Here is a 16,809-nt window from a genome sequence, read left to right as displayed (position 1 = left end):
ACGATTGTTATATATAAGTTTTCTATTTTTCTTAGAACTCTGCGTTTTGAGGCGTTCTAGGGAAAGGAATTACATCTCTAATATTACCCATTCCTGTAGTAAATAATACTAAGCGCTCAAAACCTAATCCAAATCCGGAATGTACAGCAGTACCAAACTTTCTGGTGTCTAAATACCACCATAACTCTTTTTCTTCAATTCCTAAATCTGTCATTTTTTGTTGTAACACTTCTAAGCGTTCTTCTCTTTGAGAACCTCCTACCATTTCTCCAATGCCCGGGAATAAAACATCCATGGCACGAACAGTTTTTCCATCATCATTTAAACGCATATAAAAAGCTTTAATTTTAGCCGGATAATCAAATAAAATAACCGGACAATTAAAGTGTTTTTCTACTAAATAACGTTCATGCTCAGATTGCAAGTCAGCTCCCCATTCATCTATAATATATTGGAACTTTTTCTTTTTATTAGGCTTAGAGTTACGTAAAATATCAATAGCTTCTGTATAAGAAACTCTTTTGAAGTTGTTATCAACTACAAAACGTAATTTTTCAATTAATGACATTTCACTTCTTTCCGCTTGAGGCTTATTCTTTTCCTCTTCCGCTAATCTATCATTTAAAAATTGAATATCATCCTGACAGTTATCTAATACATATTGTAAAACATATTTGATAAAGTCTTCAGATAAATCCATGTTAGCATCTAAATCATTAAAAGCTACCTCAGGTTCAATCATCCAGAATTCAGCTAAGTGGCGAGTTGTATTTGAGTTTTCAGCTCTAAATGTAGGTCCAAAAGTATACACTTTACCTAAAGCCATTGCATAAGTTTCAGCTTCTAATTGTCCCGAAACAGTTAAGTTAGTTTCTTTTCCAAAGAAGTCTTGGCTGAAATCAATTTTACCTTCTTCATTTAACGGAGCTTGGTTCGCCTCAAAACTAGTTACTCTAAACATTTCACCGGCTCCTTCTGCATCTGAACCAGTTATAATTGGAGTGTTTACATAAAAGAAACCGTTTTGTTGAAAGTATTGGTGAACAGCAAAAGATAAAGCTGAACGTACTCTCATAATAGCACTGAAAGCATTGGTTCTGATACGTAAATGTGCATTTTCACGTAAAAACTCAAAGCTATGTTTTTTAGGTTGAATTGGATACTCTTCAGGGTTTGAATCTCCTAAAATTTCTAATTGAGTTACATTAATCTCAACTTTTTGTCCTTTACCTTGACTTTCAACTAATGTACCTGTAATACTTACAGCAGCACCGGTGGTAATTCTTTTTAATACATCTTCATCTGTATTTTCGAAGTCTACTACACATTGAATATTATTAATAGTAGAACCATCATTTAGAGCAATAAAACGATTGCTTCTAAAAGTTCTTACCCATCCTTTTACATGTACTTCCTGTAAAAAATTATCAAACTGTAATAGTTCCTTTACGCTACTTCTGTTCATTATTTCTTAAATTCTTGTATAAAAACACGCAAAGATACTTTTTTGATGCTAATTGAGCAACGAAGAGAACTTTAAAAGAGGGATGTATTTTTATTTATCCTCGTCTTTCGGGGGTAAAATCTTGAAATTAGTTTCTTTTAATACCTTTTTATTGGCTATTTTCTTTTCAAAAGACAATAATAATGAAGGAAGTAAAAGTAGGTTAGAAACCATTGCTAATAATAAAGTGACAGAAACCAAACCTCCTAAAGCTATTGTACCTCCAAAGCTTGAAATTGTAAAAACTAAGAAACCAAAGAAAAGAACGATTGAAGTATAAAACATACTTACACCGGTTTCTCTTAGAGCAGCATAAACAGCCGGTTTTATTTTCCAGTTATTAGCTAACAATTCTTGCCTGTATTTGGCTAAAAAGTGAATGGTATCATCTACTGAAATTCCAAAAGCAATACTGAATACTAAAATGGTAGACGGTTTTATAGGAATGTCAAAATACCCCATTAACCCGGCTGTTATTAGTAACGGTAGCATGTTTGGAATTAATGATATCATAATCATTTGTGGAGATCTAAACATCCAAGCCATAAAAATTGAAATCAATACAATGGCTAATGATAAAGAAATAACTAAATTTTTAATTAAATAGTTAGTTCCTTTTAAAAACACAAGTGCTTTTCCGGTTAATGAAACATTAAATTGATCATTTGGAAAATGTTTTTTAATTACAGCTTGCAAACGTTCTTGAATAATATCCATTTTATCTGTACCAATATCTTTCATGAAAGTGGTAATTCTGGCATACCTTCCTGTAGAATCTACAAAGTTTTTTAACATTCCTGAATTACTGGAAGAATTTTTAGTGTAAGATAAAATGTAACTTTTTTCCTGACTTGTAGGGAGTTGATAATATTTAGGATTTCCGTTATAGTAAGCCTGTTTAGAATATTTGACTAAGTTAGTTATAGAAATTGGTTTTGATAACTCCGGAAATGTCTCAATAGTTTCGTTTAGCTTTTCAATCTTTTTTAAAGTTGAAAGCTTCATTACTCCTTTTTCTTTTTTTGTATCAATTAAAATTTCAAGAGGCATGATACCTCCAAATTCTTTTTCAAAAAACTTAATGTCTTTATAAAACTGTTTCCCTTTGGGCATGTCTTCAATCAAACTACCAGACACACGTATTTGATACAAACCAATCATACTTAAAATAATAATGATAACAGAGGTTATGTATATGGTAATACGATGTGTTTTTACTGTACGTTCCATCCAGTTAACCACATCTTCCATCCATCTTTTTTCTAAATGGCTTAGATGTTTTTTCTCAGGAAGAGGCATGAAACTATAAATGATAGGTATAATAAGTAAGGCAAGGATGAATATACTAATGATATTAACAGAAGCTAAAATTCCAAACTCTCTTAAAAGTTGACTTTTTACAAAAACAAAAGTGGCAAAACCGGAAGCCGTAGTAATATTTGTCATTAACGTGGCATTTCCTATTTTAGAAATAACGCGTTGTAATGATTTTGCTTGATTTCCGTGTTTTTTTACTTCTTGTTGATATTTATTAATAAGGAAAACGGCATTAGGTACACCGATAACAATAATTAAAGGTGGGATTAATGCTGTAAGAACGGTAATTTCATACCTAAACCAGCCAATAAAACCAAAAGCCCAAACTACTCCAATACCAACCACTAAAAGCGTAATAAAAGTTGCTCTGAATGAACGGAAAAAGAAAAAGAAAATTAAGGCCGTAATTAATAAAGCTCCTGCAACAAAAATTCCCATTTCTTGGGTTATGTTTAAAGAATTTAGGGTGCGTATATAGGGCATACCAGAAATTCGAACATCAATATTATATTGCTTTTCAAATTTTTCTATCTTAGGTTTTAAAATATCAATAATAAAATCTGCTCTGGCAGGAGTATTAATGATTTCTTTATTTAAATATATAGCCGTTTGTAATACACCTTTATCATTGTATAGTAAGTTTTCATAAAAAGGAAGATCTTCAAAAAGCTGTTTTCTTATTTCATCAATATCTTCTTTAGTTTTTGGAGGAGAGCTAAAAAGAGGTTCAACAACAAATTTTCTCTCTTTTCTGTCTGCTTTAAGTTTTTTAACGTCAGAAACAGATACTGTAAAATCTACTTGAGGAGCTTCTTCAAAAGATTTGGTAAGTTGGTTCCAAGCATTAAATTTTTCGGGTGTAAAAATAGTACTGTCTTTAACTCCGAGAATGATTAGATTTCCTTCTTCTCCAAAAATCTCTAAGAATTTATCGTATTGAACATTGGCTTCATGATCGGTAGGTAAAAGGTTTGCTTCCGTATAGGAGAAACGCATATATTTCATTTGAGTGACTAAAAGCCCGGTTACAACGGCAATAAGAACTAAAACTAAATAACGATTTCGCAATATGAATCCAGCGATCTTTGTCCAAAAGGTCATCCCAAAAAAATTTTTGCAAAGGTAGGTAAATGAGGGTAATAAAAAGAAAAAAGAGTGTTTAAAAAACACTCTTTAAAATTGTATTGAGGAAAAAGAAATTACACAGTCATAATTTCTTTTTCTTTAACTGCTAATTTTTCATCAACTTGTTTGATGTATTGATCAGTTAATGTTTGAATATCTGCTTCAGCATTCTTTTTCATGTCATCAGACACATCTGATTTCTTAATATCGTTATTAGCGTCTTTACGAGCATTACGAATACCTACTTTAGCATGTTCAGCTTCAGATTTTGCTTGCTTTACTAAGTCTTTACGACGTTCTTCAGTTAAAGGAGGTACACTAATAATAATATTATCACCATTATTCATTGGGTTAAAACCAAGATTAGCTAACATGATAGCTTTCTCAATTTCTTGTAACATGTTTTTTTCCCAAGGCTGAATCGTAATAGTACGAGCGTCTGGTGTGCTCACATTGGCAACTTGACTTAATGGAGTAGAAGAACCATAATAATCAACTTGTACATTAACAAGCATGGCAGGAGATGCTTTACCTGCTCTGATACTTCTTAGTTCCTTAACCAAATGATCTATTGCTTTATTCATGGCCTCTTTGGCTGAATCTAAAATAAAATCAATCTCTTCGTTCATTTTGTTTGTATTTAGAAACCTCTCATTAGTGTTTAGAGGCGATTATTAATTTTTATTGATTGTCAACTACTGTTCCAATTTGTTCTCCGGAAAGAAGTTTTAACAAGTTTCCTTTTTTATTCATGTCAAAAACAATGATTGGAAGCTTATTTTCTTCACTTAATGTAAATGCAGTCATATCCATTACTTTTAATCCTTTTTCAATGACATCTTTAAAAGTAATGTTATCAAATTTTACTGCATCTTTGTTTTTTTCAGGGTCAGCTGTATAAATACCGTCTACTCTGGTTCCTTTTAAAATAGCATCAGCGTTAATTTCTATAGCTCTTAAAACAGCTGCTGTATCTGTGGTAAAATAAGGATTTCCGGTTCCTGCACCAAATATAACGACTCTTCCTTTTTCTAAATGGCGATTAGCTCTTCTTTTTATATAAGGCTCAGCAATTTCTTTAATTTCTATAGCTGTTTGTAGTCTTGTTTGAATACCTTGGTCTTCTAAAGCACTTTGTAAGGCTAATCCATTAATACAGGTAGCTAACATTCCCATATGGTCTCCCTGAACTCTATCCATACCATTTAGTTCACCGGCAACACCTCTAAAAATGTTTCCTCCACCAATAACTATGGCTACTTCTATACCTTTTTCAACAACTTGTTTAATCTCTTCAGCGTATTCCTTGAGTCTTCCCGGGTCTATACCGTATTGTCTATCACCCATCAAAGCTTCACCGCTTAACTTTAAAAGAATTCTTTTGTATTGCATAATTTTATTGAAAGTTGCGCAAAATTAATGATTTTTTGTTTACTTTTTTCAGAAATAAAAAAACCATCCAAAAAAGGATGGTTTTTTAAAATATTTTTAAACTGAATTAACCTAAAGTAACTCTAACGAAGTTTTGAACTTCAACATCATTACCATAAGATTTGATGTATTCAGCAACTGTTTTCTTATCGTCTTTGATAAAGTTTTGATCTAATAAAGCTTGTTCTTGATCTAACGTTGTGTTATCAGAGATAAATCTATCAATTTTACCAGGTAAAATTTTATCCCAGATTTGCTCTGGTTTACCTTCTGCTTTTAATTGCTCTTTAGCTTCTTCTTCAGCTTTAGCAATAACATCATCAGTTAATTGTAATCTTGAAACGAATTGAGGAACGTTTTTAAGAGTTTTTCCTAAACGTACTAATTCTTCATTATCTTTAACAATCGCAGCAATTCTAGCTTCAGTTTCAGCTGCTACGTATGCAGGATCAAAATCTTTGTAAGATAAAGTTGTAGCTCCCATTGAAGCAGCTTGCATAGCTAAATCTTTTGTTAAAACATCAGCATTATCAACTGCTTTAGTTAAACCAACCATAGCAGCAATTTTACCTACGTGAGTATAAGCTCCTACGTATGGTGCTTCAATTCTTTCAAAAGAAGTAATATCAATTTTTTCACCGATAACTCCTGTTTGCTCAATTAATTTTTCAGCAACAGTTACACCACCAAAATCAGCAGCTAAAAACTCCTCTTTAGTTTTACAGTTGAAAGCAACATCTACAAATTCAGAAGCTAATTGCTTAAATGAATCATTTTTAGCAACGAAATCAGTTTCACATGCTAATACGATGGCAACACCATAAGTATTATCATCACTTATTTTAGTAATTGCTACACCTTCAGTAGATTCACGATCAGCTCTTTTTGCAGCAATCTTTTGTCCTTTTAAACGTAAAATTTCAATTGCTTTGTCAAAATTTCCCTCAGCTTCTACTAATGCATTTTTACAATCCATCATTCCGGCTCCGGTAGTTTCTCTTAAATTTTTTACGTCTGTAGCGCTTATTTTTACTGACATTTCTATCGTTATTTTTTAGTTGTAATTATTTTGTTGTACAAAGTATAAAAATTTAAAGGTTCCAATGTAATGAAACCTTTAAATTAAAATTATTTTGTTTCTTCAGCAGAGATTTCTTCTGTTGAAACTTCTTTATCAGCTTTTGCTTTTTCTTTATCAGCTTTTCTTTCAGATAAACCTTCAGCAATAGCATCAGTTACATATGATAATACTCTGTCAATAGATTTTGAAGCATCGTCATTTGCAGGGATAACAAAATCAATTGGTCTTGGATCAGAGTTTGTATCTACCATTGCAAAAATTGGAATGTTTAATTTTTGCGCTTCAGCAACAGCAATGTGTTCTTTTTTAACGTCAATTACAAATAAAGCACCTGGTAAACGTGTCATATCAGCAATTGAACCTAAGTTCTTTTCTAATTTTTCACGTTGACGGTTAATTTGTAATTTTTCTCTTTTAGATAAAGCGTCGAAAGAACCATCAGTTTTCATTCTATCAATAGAAGCCATTTTCTTAACAGCTTTTCTAATAGTAACGAAGTTTGTTAACATACCACCTGGCCAACGCTCAGTAATGTATGGCATGTTTACTGCTTTAGCTTTTTCAGCAACGATATCTTTAGCTTGCTTTTTAGTAGCAACAAATAATATTTTACGTCCTGAGTTAGCTATTTTTTGTAAAGCATTAGAAGCTTCATCAATTTTAGCAGATGTTTTATACAAATCGATGATGTGTACACCATTACGCTCTGTATAAATGTATGGAGCCATGTTAGGGTTCCATTTTCTTGTTAAGTGACCAAAATGTACGCCACTTTCTAATAATTCTTGAATGTTTGCCATTTTAATAAATGTGTTTACGTTCTGTTTTCGCAATATTTCAGTAGGTTATTTACATCTGAAATATTTAGATACTAAACTGTTAATAAAAAATTTAATTTTAGATATAACAGTTCCAATAAACGATTAACGTTTAGAGAACTGGAATTTCTTACGAGCTTTCTTCTGACCAAATTTCTTACGCTCAACCATTCTTGGGTCACGAGTTAATAATCCTTCTGGTTTTAAGACTGCTTTGTTTTCTTCGTTAATTGCAACTAAAGCTCTGGTAATAGCTAAACGGATAGCTTCAGCTTGTCCGGTAACACCTCCACCGTAAACGTTAATTTTAATATCGTAAGATGCTAAATTTTCAGTTAACATTAAAGGTTGTTGAACTTTGTATTGTAAAGTTGCAGTAGTGAAATAGTTTTTAAACTCTCTTTTGTTGACAGTGATGTTTCCGCTTCCTTGTGAAACATAAACACGAGCAACAGCTGTTTTTCTTCTACCTATTTTGTGTACAGTTTCCATTATTTAAGATCGTTAAGGTTAATAGCTTTTGGATTTTGAGCTGTTTGTTTGTGCTCTGAACCTGCGTATACATATAAGTTTTTGTATAACGCGCTACCTAATCTGTTTTTAGGTAACATTCCTTTTACTGCTTTTTCAATAAGTCTTGAAGGATCTTTTTGAAACATTTCAGTAGCAGTAAGCGATCTTTGACCTCCTGGGTAACCTGTGTGGCGGATATAGGTTTTGTCTGCCCACTTTTTACCTGTTAAATTGATTTTTTCAGCGTTGATAATTACAACGTTGTCTCCACAATCAACATGAGGAGTGTAATTTGGTTTGTACTTACCTCTAATAAGTTTTGCAACTTTAGAAGCTAGACGACCTAATGTTTGCCCGTCCGCATCAACTAAAACCCACTCTTTGTTTACCGTAGCTTTGTTAGCTGATACTGTTTTGTAACTTAATGTGTTCATAATTACACGATTAGTTTTTGTTAAATGGTTATTATTAATATAATTTTTCCTTAAAAAAGGTCTGCAAAGGTACAACTATTTATTTTATTGACAAATAGTAGTTTAGAATATTTTATAATAAAAAAGGAGTTACAACTAAGTAACTCCTTTTCATGAATTTAATAGGGTATAATAATCTATTCCACTTTTTGATCTAATAAATCAAAGAATTGATTTAAACGTGGAAGGATAATAATTTTTGTACGTCTGTTTTTAGCTTTGTTTGCCGGGCTGTTATTTTCAACCAAAGGAAGGTAGCTACTTCTACCGGCAGCAATTAATCTGCTAGGAGCTACATCGTATTTACTTTGTAATTCACGAACAATGGCAGTTGAACGCTTAACACTTAAATCCCAGTTATCTTTTAAACTTGAGTTGTTGCTAACAGGGGTGTCGTCAGTATGTCCTTCAACCATTACATCCATTTCAGGTTGACCGTTAACAACTGTAGCTACTTTTTGTAAAACTTTAGAAGCTTTATCTGTAATAGTATAGCTACCGCTCTTAAATAATAACTTATCTGAAATAGAGATGAATACAACTGTTTTTTCAACATTTACTTCAATGTCTTCATCATCAATTCCATCTTGTAATTCTTTTTTCAAATGGAAAGCTACTACTAAGTTTAATGAATCTTTCTTAGAAGCTGCAGCTCTAATTTTATTAATGTATTTGTCTTTTTTACTTAACTGAGATAATGTTTCTTTAATATTATCATTAGCTCCTTGAGTTAACACTGTTAAGTCTCCAACTTGTTTTAACGTTTCCTTTTTGTCTCTGCGTAAATCATCAATTGTGGTTTGTAAAAAGTCAGACTTTTCTTGGAAGCGTTCTTTTTCTACCAAACATTTAGTTAAATTAGTTTGAGTAGCTAATAATTCTTCTTTCGTTTTTTCATGTGCAGCTTTTACCGCCTCTAACTCTTTAGTTGAGGCACAAGAAGCTAATAACGCTGTTAGTGCTAATAGTAGAAATCCTTTTTTCATTGTTAAATAGATTTATTCAGATTGAAAAATAATTAGGACAAAGTTATAAAAATGCCGACACAAAAAAGAGAATTAACAATCTTTTATGAAGTTTGAAAGCATTATTTTTGTGTGCAAAATAAATAATATGTCTATAAAAAATCTTTTAGTTGTAAATATTTGTGTACTACTTAGTTTTCTTTCGTGTGAGCAAAAAAAAGAAGAAAAAGTGATTACACAACTTGAAGGCGCAGTTTTTGGAACTACCTATCATATTAAGTATTTAGATAAGGTAAATTACCAAACTTCAATTGATAGTTTATTTACTTTGATGAATAACTCATTGTCAACATATTTACCAACTTCAGACATTTCAAAAATTAATAACGGAGATTCAACTGTAGTAGTTGACGATTTATTTGTAGAGGTGTTTGATAAAGCTAAGAGAATTTATAAAGAAACAGATGGTTATTTCGATCCTACTATTGGACGTTTAATTGATGCTTACGGATTTGGTTCCGGAAAAGAAAAAAGAAATTTAACTGAAGAAGAAATTCATGAGTTAATGATAGGAGTGGGGTTTGATAAAGTAAAACTTGAAAATAGAAAAGTATATAGAGATAATCCGAATATAGAGTTTAATGTAAATGCTTTTGCAAAAGGGTATGGAATTGATATTGTGGGAAGGTTTTTTGAAAGTAAAAACATACATAACTATTTAGTTGAAATTGGTGGTGAAATTAGAGCAAGAGGTAAAAAATACGATGGTTCTTGGAAAGTAGCTATTGAAAAACCCAATGTTGACGGAACGAGATCAATACAAAAAGTAATAGAGTTGGAGGATGAATCTATGGCAACTTCAGGAAATTATAGAAAGTATAAATTGAATGAAAACGGAGAAAAAATTGTTCATACGGTAAACCCTAAAACGGGAATGGCTCATGAAAGTAGTTTATTAAGTGTATCAGTACGTATGAAAGGAGATTGCGCTGATGTTGATGCCTATGCAACAGCTTTTTTAGCTATGGGAATGGAAAGAACTAAAGAATTTTTAAAGCAGCACCCTGAATTAAAAGTAGTGTTGCTGTATAACGATAAAGAGAATAAGTTACAAGAATTTGTAAACTAAGGTTTATAACAAACCGGTAAAATTTCTTCTTTAGCCAATGCATATCGCTCTACTAATTCCGGAGCGATTTTTTTTTGTAAAAAAATGAATATCATTATAAATACTTTTAAGCAAATATGTTACTTAAAAAAAAGTATTAAAATGTTTTGGTTTGAAAAAATAAATCTTAAAATTGTAATGTGTTTGTTATGAAAGAGTTGTAAGGGGGTTAACTGATTAAAATTGCGAACTAATTTTCTTTTTCTGGTTTTTTCCAGTATAGTTCAGTTTGGATATTTGTATTTAATAATTCAAAGAAAAAATAAATTAAAGTGATGAAAAAAATTGTTTGGGTAATTATTTTATTAATTATGGCATGTCAAAAAGAAGTAAGTAAAAATTTTATTTTAAAAGGAACAATTGATGGAATAGAGGATGGGACTATGGCTGTGCTTCTTAATATCGACGAGTTTAAGGTAATCGATTCCGTATTAATAGAAAAAGGGAAATTGCAATTTTCAGACTCTTTAAAATTCCCATTTTTCGGGCGGATTGTCTTAAAGAATAAAAAGGAGGTTAATATGATTGACCTGTGGGTGGAAAAAGGTGATATTGTTTTTAAAACCACTCAGAAAGATATTATTAGTAGTCAAGGAGGATTTAATCCATCAGTAAAAAGTAAAAGTATTAGTGCTGTTATTGGTAAATACAATCAAGTTATGCAGCCTATCTATAAAAAGCAAAAAGAGGCATATCAAAAATTTAAGGATAGTTTAATTGATAAAAAGGAATTTGAAAAGTATACCGATGATATAGTGACAACTTCATTGGAATTTTGCATGGAAAACCCCAATAATTATTTTTCGGTATCAAAAATAAATGAGATGAAAACTGTTCTTACCAAAGAACAGGTAAAACAATATTATGATAAGTTAACTGAAAACCTAAAAGAATCACCGAAAGGAAAACTTTTAAAAGAATATATAGAAATCAAACCATTATCCGTAGGAAATATGATGATTGATATTGAAGGGCAAAATTTAAACGGAGAAACTGTTAAATTATCCAATTTTAAAGGAAAAGTAATTGTTTTAGATTTTTGGGCTGCTTGGTGCCCGCCATGTGTGAAACAAATGAAAAACGAGTTTCCGAAGTTGTATGAAAAATATGGTAAAGAGGTTGAAATTGTTAGTTTTTCATTTGATAAAGAAAAAAGTGCATGGGAAAAATTAAGTAAAGAGTTAGCTATTAAATGGGTTAATATTTCTAATTTAAAAGGAATGAATGATAACTCTGTGGCAAGAGCTTATAATGTAAATGAAATACCTACTTCTTTCATCATAGGAAAAGACGGAAGGATTATTAAAAGAATTAATTATGAAGACAATTTGGAAGAAGAAATTATAGTAGCTTTAAAAGAAAAATAATATGTAATATCAAATTATTTATAACAAACCGGTAAAATTTCTTCTTTAGCCAATGCATATCGCTCTACCAATTCCGGAGCGATTTTTTTTGCATAACAAACTTCCTCAACTTTAAATCCAATAGAACGAAGTTTGTCAAAATAATCAAGTCCGTAAACTCTTACATGATCGTATTGTCCAAATATTTTAGCTCGTTCCTTTGGATCGGTAATAGAGTTGTCTTCAAAAGTAGTTGTTCTTGTGGTATCTTGCGGTATTTGAAAAATACCCATTCCTCCTTTTTTTAAGACTCTGAATAGTTCTTGCATAGCCTTAGTATCATTTGGGATATGTTCTAAAACATGATTGCAAAAAACAACATCAAATGCTTCATTTTCAAAAGGAAGGTCACAAATATCAGCTTTAACATCTGCTATGGGAGATTCAAGATCTGAGGTAATATAATCTAAGTTTTGCTGCTTTCTAAAAATATCTAAAAAACATTGTTCAGGAGCAATATGTAAAACTTTTAGAGGATTTTCTAAAGAAAAAAAAGAAGTTTCGTTTTTTAAATACAACCACAGTAATCGGTGTCTTTCTAAAGAAAGAGTTGAAGGAGAAAGCGCATTTTCTCGTTGTTTTCCGTATCCGTACGGAAGAAATTTTTTAAAAGATCTTCCGTCAATAGGATCGGTATAATTATCACCTTTTAACCACCAAGCAATTATTGGACGAACCCAATAACTGGCTTTGATTAAAAAAGGTCTGGGTATAGTATTTAAAACAGTTTTAAAAAACGACACTTTTATTATATAACTAAAGGTTGTTGTCTGAATTCATCTTCTTCGTTGCTTTCAATACCTAAAGCTTCATGTATATACTTAAAAGTAGAAAGTAATTCTGGTTTTCCATCAACAATGGCAACATCATGTTCAAAGTGAGCACTAGGTTTATCGTCTAAAGTAGTGATAGTCCAACCATCTTTATGCTGACGAATCTTATGCGTTCCTAAATTTGTCATAGGTTCAATGGCAACTACCATTCCTTCTACAAATTTCTTCCCGCGCCCTCTGCTTCCGTAGTTTGGCATTTCCGGATCTTCGTGCATTTTACGTCCTAAACCATGACCAACTAATTCTCTTACCACTCCATAACCGTGTTTTTCAGTGAAATTCTGAATAGCAAAACCAACATCACCAACTCTGTTTCCTACTTTAAACTCTCTAATACCTACGTATAAACTTTCTTTGGTAATGTCTAATAATTTTTGTGTTTCAGGAGCTATTTCACCCACAGCAAAAGTGTAAGCATGATCACCGTAAAAATCATTTTTTAAAGCACCACAATCAATAGAAATAATATCACCTTCTTGAAGAGGGGTGTTATTAGGAATTCCATGAACAACTTGTGAGTTAGGGCTCATGCATAAGGTGTTAGGGAAATCATATAAGCCTAAAAATCCGGGGACAGCTCCTTGTTCACGAATAAATTCTTCAGCAAGTTTATCAAGAAATAAGGTAGTTACTCCAGGTTTAACTTCCTTGGCTAACATTCCTAATGTTTTTGATACAATTAAAGCGCTTTCGCGCATGATTTCTATTTCTTCTCTAGTTTTTGGCTTAATCATGGTGAAAATATTGAGGGGCAAATTTACGGTTATTTTTGATATGGATGTTTATATGGTTTACCTGAAATTATGGTTAAGATATCTGATTCAATAGTAGAGTTGTCAAGTGGATGCTCTACGAAGCGACCTATTTCTTTCCCATCTTTGTAAAAAATAAATGTAGGTACTCTTTCAATATTAAACCCTTTTTCAAGTCCTTTAGCTTTTTTGTCTCTGTCAACAGTAATCAATTCTAAATTAGACGTATCAAAATTGGCCTTATCTAAAAGTTTATAGAAATTAGGAATTTCTCGTTTGCTGTCATCACACCAAGTACCCATAAAGCCTTTAATTTTAACTCCTTGTAAGTGTTGTTGTAATTGTTCAGCTACTCCATTATCTATTTCATAATAGGAGTAAAAGTCATTAAACCATTCGCTACCGTATGGTTCTTGTTGGAAATCTTTTTTAGTAGCAACACCTATTAAATTTCCTTCTGAATCTTTTGTGGCAGGAAATTTTTTAACTGAAGCGCAACTAATCATAAAAAGGATAAATGTGGTAAAAAGAATTTTTTTCATTGGTTTGTTTTTTTTAAACTAAAGAATGTTGTGTCATTTCTTTAGGTTGTTCAACGCCCATAAGTTGTAAAATGGTTGGGGCAATATCTCCTAAAATACCATTTTTTATTGTTTTAAGGTCTTTGTCAATTAAAATTATAGGAACTGGATTGGTGGTATGGGCTGTATGTGGTGTGCCATCCGGATTTATCATTGTTTCACAGTTACCATGATCTGCAATTAGAATAGTGGTGTAATTATTATTTAAAGCAGCAGTAACTACATCTTTTACACAGATATCAACCGCTTCACAAGCTTTAACTGCGGCTTCAAAAACACCGGTGTGTCCAACCATATCACCATTAGCAAAATTCAAACATACAAAATCTACGTCGCCTTTATTTAATTCAGGAACAATGGCATCTCTTATGTCATATGCACTCATTTCCGGTTGTAAATCGTAAGTAGCTACTTTAGGAGAAGGACATAAAATTCTTTTTTCACCTTTAAATTCGGTTTCTCTTCCTCCGGAAAAAAAGAAAGTAACGTGCGGGTATTTCTCAGTTTCAGCAATTCTGATTTGTTGTTTACCAGCTTTTTCTAAGACTTCCCCTAAAGTGTTTTCAATATTTTTATTATCGTAAATAACTTTTATATGTTTAAAACTATCATCATAATTTGTTAATGTAACAAAGTACAATGGTAGTTTTCTCATGTGATAATCAGGGAAATCTTGTTGGCTTAAAACATCAGTTAATTGACGACCTCTATCGGTTCTGAAGTTGAAAAAGATCACTACATCATCCGGTTGAATAGTTGTAACAGGTTGCTCTTTGTCGTTAGTCATAATAATAGGCTTGATAAATTCATCAGTTACATTGTTATCATAACTTTCTTGAATACTATCTACCGCGTTTTTAGACGAAGCTCCCTTTCCGTTTACCAAAGCGTCATAGGCTAATTGAACTCTTTCCCAACGTTTATCTCTGTCCATTGCATAGTAACGACCGATTATTGTAGCTAATTTACCGGTGGTTTTATGCATGAATTGTTCTATATCATTGATGAAGAATTTCCCTGACTTAGGGTCACAATCACGACCGTCAGTAAAAGCATGTAAATACACATTTTCTAAATGATGTTCTTTAGCAGCAGTTAACAAACCTTTCAAATGATCAATATGAGAGTGAATTCCTCCGTTAGAAACCAATCCTAAAAAATGAACATTTTTGTTGTTAGTTTTAGCATATTCAAAAGCTTTTAATAATTCAGATTCATTGGCTAAGCTACCATTTTTTACAGCTTTATTAATTTTAGCCAAATTTTGGTAAACAATCCTGCCGGCTCCTAGGTTCATATGTCCTACCTCAGAGTTTCCCATTTGACCTTCAGGTAAGCCTACATGTTCACCATCAGTACGTAATTCAGCATTTGGGTACTTGTCGTACAAAGAATTAATAAAAGGAGTTTTAGCATTATATATAGCTGAGACTTTCGGATCTTGAGTAATTCCCCAGCCATCTAGAATCATTAAAATTACTTTCTTGTTCATTTTGATAAAATTGGACTGTAAAAGTACTAAAGATTTTTGGTGATTCTTTAAAAAATAACGAAACCGATTAAGAAGAGTATTAAGCTTAAAGTGATTATAAAAAGTGCACTATTGAGTAAAAAATTAATGTTGTTTTCTCGCTTTAATTTTAATCGAATCTCGTTTAATTGTTCAGGTGTAGCTTTTTGTTTAAAATACAGTTTGCCTGAATGTTTTGTTTGTCTATCATCTAAAGTATCAAATATGTTTTTTCTTTCTCTCTTGTTGTTTTTTAAACTGGTAATCATTGCAGATACCGCTCCTCCGAATCCCACCATAGCTATACATTTTTAATTTTATAGTTATTAGTAGTTGGAAAAATAAAAATGTTACAAAGAAATAAATACGTGTTATTTGTAGAAACCGATAAAATAAATAGATAGTATTAGAAAAAGAGTAAATATGGCTAGTTTGATTACAAGATTTTTTCTGTTTTCTTGTTTTAATTTTAATCGAATTTGTTCTAACTGTTCAGGTGTGGCTTTTTTTTCTGAAAAGGTTAATTTATTGTCTGCAGGATTAGCATCAAGATCTTTAATTTTTTCTAGAGTGTTAGGTCTTTTTCTTTGTAAATTTTTAACGGTTTTATGCATGTCAGATGCAGGTCCAAATCCAAAACTCATAGCGTATCGTTTTTTATTAGTAATCAGATATAATTAATGATTACAAACCTACTATATTTTTACTAATGTTTAATTAAGAAGAAAAATTATAAGAGCTAATATTTATTGGTAATGAGTTAATGTAACGTTTTATGTTCAGGTAGTTTTGCTGAGTAATTAAAAATCAATAACATGAAAAAAATAATTTTATTTATAATAGCATTGGTAAGCGTTACAGTGAGTAATGCTCAGGTTGGAGAAGGAACTAATTGGTTGAAAATGGGAGTGCATGGAGGTTTACCTGTAGGTGATGCTTCAGATATCTCTTCTTTTTCGTTAGGTTTCGATTTAAAATATCAATTTTTAGATGCAGATAGTTATGCAATAGGGGTTTCATCCGGATATACTCATTATTTTGGTAAAGAGGAAGGAATATTTCAGTATGCAGATTTTGGAATAATTCCTTTAGCAGGTTTGTTTAGATTTTATCCAACAGAAAACTTTTTTTTAGGAACTGATTTAGGGTATGGTTTTTTTACGGAAGGAAATGAAACAGGTGGATTTTATTACAGACCGGAAATAGGATACCATGATGATGAGTGGAATATTTACGGATATTACCAAGGAATGTCTACAGATGGAATTTCACCTTCATCAGTAGGAATTGGAATTAACTATAATATAATTCAGGGTAAATAAAAATAATATT

At 31.5% G+C, this 16,809-nt stretch carries 18 protein-coding genes; 3 read left to right on the top strand and 15 right to left on the bottom strand.

Annotation, left to right across the window (positions count from 1 at the left end):
* Window positions 1–31: 31 nt before the first annotated feature.
* The 9 genes from asnS to ACQY1Q_RS09590 all read right to left on the bottom strand — a co-directional run bounded on the left by asnS (window position 32) and on the right by ACQY1Q_RS09590 (window position 9,248).
* A complete protein-coding gene (gene asnS, locus ACQY1Q_RS09630; RefSeq protein ID WP_431005099.1) occupies window positions 32–1,465 on the bottom strand; it encodes an asparagine--tRNA ligase in 1,434 nt (477 codons plus the stop codon).
* A gap of 90 nt (window positions 1,466–1,555) precedes the next feature.
* Complete coding sequence (locus tag ACQY1Q_RS09625) at window positions 1,556–3,922, bottom strand: efflux RND transporter permease subunit (protein ID WP_431005098.1); 2,367 nt, start codon at window positions 3,920–3,922, stop codon at window positions 1,556–1,558.
* A gap of 98 nt (window positions 3,923–4,020) precedes the next feature.
* Window positions 4,021–4,575, bottom strand: a complete 555-nt coding sequence (gene frr / locus ACQY1Q_RS09620; protein ID WP_431005097.1) for a ribosome recycling factor — start codon at window positions 4,573–4,575, stop codon at window positions 4,021–4,023.
* A 52-nt stretch (window positions 4,576–4,627) separates the two neighbouring features.
* Complete coding sequence (gene pyrH / locus ACQY1Q_RS09615) at window positions 4,628–5,338, bottom strand: UMP kinase (protein WP_431005096.1); 711 nt, start codon at window positions 5,336–5,338, stop codon at window positions 4,628–4,630.
* Between the two features lie 106 nt (window positions 5,339–5,444).
* On the bottom strand, window positions 5,445–6,416 hold the full coding sequence (tsf, locus tag ACQY1Q_RS09610) for a translation elongation factor Ts (RefSeq protein ID WP_431005095.1): 972 nt from the start codon (window positions 6,414–6,416) through the stop codon (window positions 5,445–5,447).
* An 89-nt stretch (window positions 6,417–6,505) separates the two neighbouring features.
* Window positions 6,506–7,258 (bottom strand): 30S ribosomal protein S2, encoded by a 753-nt coding sequence (gene rpsB / locus ACQY1Q_RS09605; RefSeq protein WP_431005094.1) that lies wholly within the window; start codon window positions 7,256–7,258, stop codon window positions 6,506–6,508.
* 123 nt (window positions 7,259–7,381) lie between these two features.
* Complete coding sequence (gene rpsI / locus ACQY1Q_RS09600) at window positions 7,382–7,768, bottom strand: 30S ribosomal protein S9 (RefSeq protein WP_431005093.1); 387 nt, start codon at window positions 7,766–7,768, stop codon at window positions 7,382–7,384.
* Entirely contained in the window at window positions 7,768–8,223 is a 456-nt protein-coding gene (gene rplM, locus ACQY1Q_RS09595) for a 50S ribosomal protein L13 (RefSeq protein ID WP_431005092.1), read from the bottom strand. Before rplM ends, rpsI begins: the two co-directional genes overlap by 1 nt.
* 176 nt (window positions 8,224–8,399) lie before the next feature.
* Window positions 8,400–9,248 (bottom strand): OmpA/MotB family protein, encoded by an 849-nt coding sequence (locus ACQY1Q_RS09590; RefSeq protein ID WP_431005091.1) that lies wholly within the window; start codon window positions 9,246–9,248, stop codon window positions 8,400–8,402.
* Window positions 9,249–9,456: 208 nt separating this feature from the next.
* Between ACQY1Q_RS09590 and ACQY1Q_RS09585 the strand changes: the two genes are divergently transcribed.
* Both ACQY1Q_RS09585 and ACQY1Q_RS09580 read left to right on the top strand, forming a co-directional pair.
* Window positions 9,457–10,356: an FAD:protein FMN transferase gene (locus ACQY1Q_RS09585; protein WP_431005090.1), complete on the top strand. Its 900-nt coding sequence runs from the start codon at window positions 9,457–9,459 to the stop codon at window positions 10,354–10,356.
* Between the two features lie 314 nt (window positions 10,357–10,670).
* Window positions 10,671–11,762 carry a redoxin domain-containing protein gene (locus ACQY1Q_RS09580; protein WP_431005089.1) on the top strand — a complete coding sequence of 364 codons (1,092 nt, stop codon included), beginning with the start codon at window positions 10,671–10,673 and terminating at the stop codon, window positions 11,760–11,762.
* A gap of 14 nt (window positions 11,763–11,776) precedes the next feature.
* On the opposite strand, the gene ACQY1Q_RS09575 is transcribed toward ACQY1Q_RS09580, so the two are convergent.
* The 6 genes from ACQY1Q_RS09575 to ACQY1Q_RS09550 all read right to left on the bottom strand — a co-directional run bounded on the left by ACQY1Q_RS09575 (window position 11,777) and on the right by ACQY1Q_RS09550 (window position 16,121).
* Complete coding sequence (locus tag ACQY1Q_RS09575) at window positions 11,777–12,544, bottom strand: class I SAM-dependent methyltransferase (RefSeq protein ID WP_431005088.1); 768 nt, start codon at window positions 12,542–12,544, stop codon at window positions 11,777–11,779.
* Between the two features lie 5 nt (window positions 12,545–12,549).
* Window positions 12,550–13,368, bottom strand: a complete 819-nt coding sequence (gene map / locus ACQY1Q_RS09570) for a type I methionyl aminopeptidase (protein ID WP_431005087.1) — start codon at window positions 13,366–13,368, stop codon at window positions 12,550–12,552.
* Between the two features lie 29 nt (window positions 13,369–13,397).
* Window positions 13,398–13,928 (bottom strand): thioredoxin domain-containing protein, encoded by a 531-nt coding sequence (locus ACQY1Q_RS09565; protein WP_431005086.1) that lies wholly within the window; start codon window positions 13,926–13,928, stop codon window positions 13,398–13,400.
* A gap of 13 nt (window positions 13,929–13,941) precedes the next feature.
* A complete protein-coding gene (gene gpmI / locus ACQY1Q_RS09560; protein WP_431005085.1) occupies window positions 13,942–15,459 on the bottom strand; it encodes a 2,3-bisphosphoglycerate-independent phosphoglycerate mutase in 1,518 nt (505 codons plus the stop codon).
* Between the two features lie 47 nt (window positions 15,460–15,506).
* Complete coding sequence (locus ACQY1Q_RS09555; protein ID WP_431005084.1) at window positions 15,507–15,776, bottom strand: hypothetical protein; 270 nt, start codon at window positions 15,774–15,776, stop codon at window positions 15,507–15,509.
* A gap of 72 nt (window positions 15,777–15,848) precedes the next feature.
* Window positions 15,849–16,121, bottom strand: a complete 273-nt coding sequence (locus tag ACQY1Q_RS09550) for a hypothetical protein (protein WP_431005083.1) — start codon at window positions 16,119–16,121, stop codon at window positions 15,849–15,851.
* A gap of 171 nt (window positions 16,122–16,292) precedes the next feature.
* On the opposite strand from ACQY1Q_RS09550, the gene ACQY1Q_RS09545 reads away from it, so the two are divergent.
* Complete coding sequence (locus tag ACQY1Q_RS09545; protein ID WP_431005082.1) at window positions 16,293–16,799, top strand: hypothetical protein; 507 nt, start codon at window positions 16,293–16,295, stop codon at window positions 16,797–16,799.
* Window positions 16,800–16,809: the final 10 nt, after the last annotated feature.

Source organism: Tenacibaculum sp. TC6 (assembly GCF_050606265.1).
GTDB lineage: Bacteria > Bacteroidota > Bacteroidia > Flavobacteriales > Flavobacteriaceae > Polaribacter.
The sequence above is the reverse complement of the archived record's forward strand: the minus strand, read 5'-3'. Positions and strand labels throughout refer to the sequence as shown.

Excerpts from the sequence above, each read along its gene's own strand:
- pyrH (WP_431005096.1), bottom strand. The coding sequence starts at position 5,338 with ATGCAATACAAAAGAATTCTTTTAAAGTTAAGCGGTGAAGCTTTGATG.
- tsf (WP_431005095.1), bottom strand. The coding sequence starts at position 6,416 with ATGTCAGTAAAAATAAGCGCTACAGACGTAAAAAATTTAAGAGAAACT.
- ACQY1Q_RS09550 (WP_431005083.1), bottom strand. The coding sequence starts at position 16,121 with ATGAGTTTTGGATTTGGACCTGCATCTGACATGCATAAAACCGTTAAA.
- ACQY1Q_RS09580 (WP_431005089.1), top strand. The coding sequence starts at position 10,671 with ATGAAAAAAATTGTTTGGGTAATTATTTTATTAATTATGGCATGTCAA.
- rplM (WP_431005092.1), bottom strand. The coding sequence starts at position 8,223 with ATGAACACATTAAGTTACAAAACAGTATCAGCTAACAAAGCTACGGTA.
- ACQY1Q_RS09625 (WP_431005098.1), bottom strand. The coding sequence starts at position 3,922 with ATGACCTTTTGGACAAAGATCGCTGGATTCATATTGCGAAATCGTTAT.
- gpmI (WP_431005085.1), bottom strand. The coding sequence starts at position 15,459 with ATGAACAAGAAAGTAATTTTAATGATTCTAGATGGCTGGGGAATTACT.
- rpsI (WP_431005093.1), bottom strand. The coding sequence starts at position 7,768 with ATGGAAACTGTACACAAAATAGGTAGAAGAAAAACAGCTGTTGCTCGT.
- asnS (WP_431005099.1), bottom strand. The coding sequence starts at position 1,465 with ATGAACAGAAGTAGCGTAAAGGAACTATTACAGTTTGATAATTTTTTA.
- frr (WP_431005097.1), bottom strand. The coding sequence starts at position 4,575 with ATGAACGAAGAGATTGATTTTATTTTAGATTCAGCCAAAGAGGCCATG.
- ACQY1Q_RS09565 (WP_431005086.1), bottom strand. The coding sequence starts at position 13,928 with ATGAAAAAAATTCTTTTTACCACATTTATCCTTTTTATGATTAGTTGC.
- map (WP_431005087.1), bottom strand. The coding sequence starts at position 13,368 with ATGATTAAGCCAAAAACTAGAGAAGAAATAGAAATCATGCGCGAAAGC.
- ACQY1Q_RS09555 (WP_431005084.1), bottom strand. The coding sequence starts at position 15,776 with ATGGTGGGATTCGGAGGAGCGGTATCTGCAATGATTACCAGTTTAAAA.
- ACQY1Q_RS09545 (WP_431005082.1), top strand. The coding sequence starts at position 16,293 with ATGAAAAAAATAATTTTATTTATAATAGCATTGGTAAGCGTTACAGTG.
- ACQY1Q_RS09590 (WP_431005091.1), bottom strand. The coding sequence starts at position 9,248 with ATGAAAAAAGGATTTCTACTATTAGCACTAACAGCGTTATTAGCTTCT.
- rpsB (WP_431005094.1), bottom strand. The coding sequence starts at position 7,258 with ATGGCAAACATTCAAGAATTATTAGAAAGTGGCGTACATTTTGGTCAC.